At 33.8% G+C, this 4,416-nt stretch carries 2 protein-coding genes and 1 tRNA gene; 1 reads left to right on the forward strand and 2 read right to left on the reverse strand.

The window, feature by feature from the left end; translation table 11 throughout:
* Positions 1 to 35: 35 nt before the first annotated feature.
* Together ACR2MV_RS07270 and rho are read right to left on the reverse strand one after the other, a co-directional pair.
* Positions 36 to 108 (reverse strand) — tRNA-Met (locus ACR2MV_RS07270).
* A gap of 142 nt (positions 109 to 250) precedes the next feature.
* Positions 251 to 2,059 carry a transcription termination factor Rho gene (gene rho / locus ACR2MV_RS07275; protein WP_434021244.1) on the reverse strand — a complete coding sequence of 603 codons (1,809 nt, stop codon included), beginning with the start codon at positions 2,057 to 2,059 and terminating at the stop codon, positions 251 to 253.
* Positions 2,060 to 2,265: 206 nt separating this feature from the next.
* On the opposite strand from rho, the gene ACR2MV_RS07280 reads away from it, so the two are divergent.
* Positions 2,266 to 2,700: a DUF4293 domain-containing protein gene (locus tag ACR2MV_RS07280; protein ID WP_434021243.1), complete on the forward strand. Its 435-nt coding sequence runs from the start codon at positions 2,266 to 2,268 to the stop codon at positions 2,698 to 2,700.
* Positions 2,701 to 4,416: the final 1,716 nt, after the last annotated feature.

A 4,416-nucleotide genomic window follows, 5' to 3' on the forward strand; every position in this document is an offset into this window, starting at 1 on the left:
AAAAAACCTTTCAGTTTCCTGAAAGGTTTTCCTAGTAGCGGGAGCTGGACTCGAACCAGCGACCTTTGGGTTATGAGCCCAACGAGCTACCTACTGCTCTATCCCGCGATGTGGGTGCAAATATACATATTATTTATAGATATAAACAAACGATTTTGCATAAAAAAAGTCAGGTATTTTTATACCTGACTTTCAATTCTTTAAGCGTTTTTTAATAGGAAATTTACCTAAAAAAAATAAAAAACGATGATTATCCGTTCATAGACATCAAGAATTCTTCATTGTTGTTCGTGTATTTGATTTTATCTTTCACGAATTCCATGGCTTCTATCGGATTCATATCCGCAAGGTATTTTCTCAATACCCAAAGTCTTTGTTGTCTTGCTTTGTCACCATGAAGAAGATCATCTCTACGTGTACTTGATTTAACCAGGTCAATGGCTGGGTAAATTCTTCTGTTGGAAATATTTCTATCCAATTGAAGTTCCATGTTACCAGTTCCTTTGAATTCTTCAAAAATAACTTCGTCCATTTTCGAACCTGTTTCAGTAAGTGCTGTAGCAATGATGGTAAGTGATCCACCATTTTCAATATTTCTGGCCGCACCAAAAAATCTTTTTGGTTTATGCAGGGCGTTGGCATCAATACCACCTGAAAGAATCTTTCCGGATGCAGGAGCTACGGTATTGTACGCTCTGGCCAATCGAGTGATAGAATCTAATAGAATTACAACGTCATGACCACATTCAACCAATCTTTTAGCCTTTTCAAGAACAATATTGGCAACACGGACATGCTTTTCAGCAGATTCATCAAAAGTCGAAGCAATTACTTCACCTTTTACATTTCTCTGCATGTCGGTAACTTCTTCCGGACGTTCATCAATCAATAATACTAATTGATATACCTCAGGATGATTCGCCGCAATGGCATTCGCAATGTCTTTAAGTAGAATCGTTTTACCTGTTTTTGGCTGAGCAACAAGCATTCCTCTTTGACCTTTTCCAATAGGTGAAAATAAGTCAATCACTCTTGTAGACAAGTTAGATCCTTTCTCTGCCAGGTTAAATTTCTCTTCAGGAAACAAAGGTGTTAAATGTTCAAAAGATACTCGATCTCTAACGATACTCGGACTTAGTCCATTGATCAAGCTCACCCTGATTAAAGGGAAATACTTTTCTCCTTCTTTTGGAGGTCTCACTTTTCCTTTAACAGTGTCTCCGGTTTTTAAACCAAATAATTTAATTTGAGATTGAGACACATAAATATCATCAGGAGAAGATAAATAGTTGTAATCAGAAGATCGCAAGAATCCATATCCGTCAGGCATTATTTCCAATACACCTTCGCTTTCAATGATACCGTCAAATTCAAATTCAGGATCTCTGTACTTTACTTGCTTACTGGCCTCGTTACCACGTTGTTTTGGATTCTGTTTTGAATGTTGGTTGCGAGAATCTTTTTGTTGATTTGAACCTTGGTTTCTTTGATCTCTGTGATGATTTTGAGATTTTTTGGCATCCCTCGAGTGATGTTGATCTCTCGATTGATTCTGTTCTTTGCCTGTGTTTTGATCCTTGGGAGCATTCTGATCTTTCTGATGCTTTTGCTCTTTCGGTTGATTTTGATTTCTCGACTGTTGTTTTACATGAGGTTTGTCCCCAGTACTGGTCTTTGAATCAGTTTTTACAGGTCTATTGTCTGCTTTTCCTTCGCTTCTCGCTTCTTGTTTGTCTTGTTTAGAAGTACTTACAGGATTCTGAGCTACTTTCGCTTTCGCTTTTGGTTTTTGTGTTTTTGGAAGTGTTTCTTTGGGAGTTTCGGTGGCTGGGGAAGCCATTTCAGGTGCCGAATCTGTCTTAGAAATTCTTTTTCTTTTTGGTTTATTGACGGCAGCGGCTGAATCCTTTAATTGCTTTGGGTTCGCAGCTTGCACATCTAAAATTTGATAAACCAAATCAAGTTTTTTCAAGGAACGAAATTTTGGAACATCGATTTTTTGTGCAATTTCTTGCAACTCCAAAAGTTTCATCTCTTTGAGTGCGTCTATGTCAAACATCATATATAAATGTTAATTAATGATATTAATTCTTTCGCAAGAATTATCTGTTTAAATGAATATGTTTTGATAATATAATTGGGTATCGTAAAAGAAGTAACCTTACAATATGTTTCGATTTGATGCGACAATATTACAAAATAAAATTAATATATAAAGTTTATTTGTTAAAAAGATTAATGTATTTTTGCCATCATTTTCAGAATATGATACAAAGAATTCAAAGTATTTATTTAATTATTGCCATGCTATTATCATGGCTTGTTGCTTTTTTGGTCCCATTTTGGGTGGACCAGAATAGTGATGTAATATATTTAAATTCTTTATTTCAGGATACGAGTATACTTAACTTAGTCGTACCTATACTGTTTATAGGATCGGGTTTGGTATCATTCCTATCCTTTCTAGCATACAAGAATCGTACAAGACAAATCATAAGCAATAGATTGAATATTGTGATAAACTTTTTTTTGTTAGGAATTATTGTATACCATTTACTAAACTTACCTGGAGAAACAATTGTTTCAGAGAAGGGTATTGGTGTTTTCATACCTCTTTTGGTGATTGTTTTTTTGGTTTTGTCAAATAAAGCAATCATTAAGGATGAGAAACTTGTAAAATCTGTAGATCGGTTACGATAAGACTAATACCTTAGTTATAGTGTGTAACGGCTGTTTAAACCTGGTTTAAACAGCCTTTTTTTTAGACTTTTTCTTTCTAACGGTTTTTGGGGAATTTTGAAAATCCCAAGTTCCTCTATTGTGAGAACTGTGATGTGTGCATATCTTTGTAGTGTAATTATTCAAGTAATAGTTACTGTTATGAAAAAACAGCCTTTGAAAAAAGGTATAAGGGGGGAAAGGAGAGAAGATACTTTCGCTTCAAAGAAGAAAAAGAGCTTCTCTCCTTATTATAACTCCTAGGATAAATTGCTATGAATTCCTAAAATGACATTTTGAAAATCAAATTTCTCTTAAAGAGATGCCTCAGAAACAATTAGTTTGTGAGTGTATAATATACTCCGGTTTTTTAATCAGGAGAGAAGACAGGGGAGAAAGGAGAGAAGTGAAGCGCATTGTTTCTGCCATTCTATTAGAACAAATTGCTTCTCTCCTTACTATTTTCAACAAGTGGGAAGATTGCTATACATTCCGAAATTGACATAAAGACATCAAATTTCTCAATGAAATGATCTTGCAAATGTAAATTTGCAGTAAAAAGTACTCCGGTTTTTGAATCAGGAGAGAAGACAGGGGAGAAAGGAGAGAAGTGAAGCACATTGTTTTCTAACGAATCAAGTAATAAAAAGCTTCTCTCCTTACTATTTTAACCTTCTTACACTTAAGAATCGTTTCAAGTGAAAATTTATTGATCTGCATAGTATCCAGATCCTACAAAATACTCCAGACAATGGAGAAGACGAAAGGGGAGAAAGGAGAGAAGTGAAGCACATTGTTTTCTAATAAATTGAATAATCAAATAGCTTCTCTCCTTACTATTTTAATCTCCTTCTTAGTTGGGATTCTGCATCTTAGAAATAGATCAAAAAAATATACTCCAGATATTGGAGAAGACGAAAGGGGAGAAAGGAGAGAAGTGAAGCACATTGTTTTCTAATAAATTGAATAATCAAATAGCTTCTCTCCTTACTATTTTTTGAACAAAAAAAATACTCAAATTTTGAAAATTTGAGTATTTCTAAAGAAGATTCAATTGAATTCTTCTTATAAGGGGAAAAAGGAAAGGGAGTTAGGAGAGAAGTGAAACAAGTTTCTATAAACAAATAACTTCTCTCCTTACTATAAAATATTTCAACTATTGAAATTAAATTCAAATGCTAACGAAGATGCAATATAGAAAAAGAATTTTGAATATTCAAATGAAAGTTTTAAAAAAATAAGACAACATCATGGTAAGCATATGTTTATCAGTACTTTACAATCATTAAACACCAATAATTACATGCAATAGACTAGAGAAAAACACATAATAATAGATTTTTATATCTTTCGAACACCAAATTAGTGGTTTTTGGGGATAAATCTAGTAGTTTCTGGGTAGATCTAAAAATACCTGATTCCGCTATTGGTTTATATCCTTTTAGCCGATACATTTGGTGTATTAGCTTATTTGAGCTGATATACAATACATACAAAACAAATCTAAAAGTTTATTATTATGAAAAATTTTACTATTGCAATTGCCGTATTGTTGGTTATGGCTTCTTTTACTACCAACTTAACTAACTCATCCTCAGTCGTTTTGTCAGATTACGAAGGTACTTTATTGGAATCTGCTCCAATCATGGAGAAGACTAATGGAGACGTAACCGTTACGTTTACAGTAGACGAAAACGT

It is taken from the genome of Lutimonas sp. (assembly GCF_051011215.1).
In the GTDB taxonomy this organism is placed as follows: domain Bacteria; phylum Bacteroidota; class Bacteroidia; order Flavobacteriales; family Flavobacteriaceae; genus Lutimonas.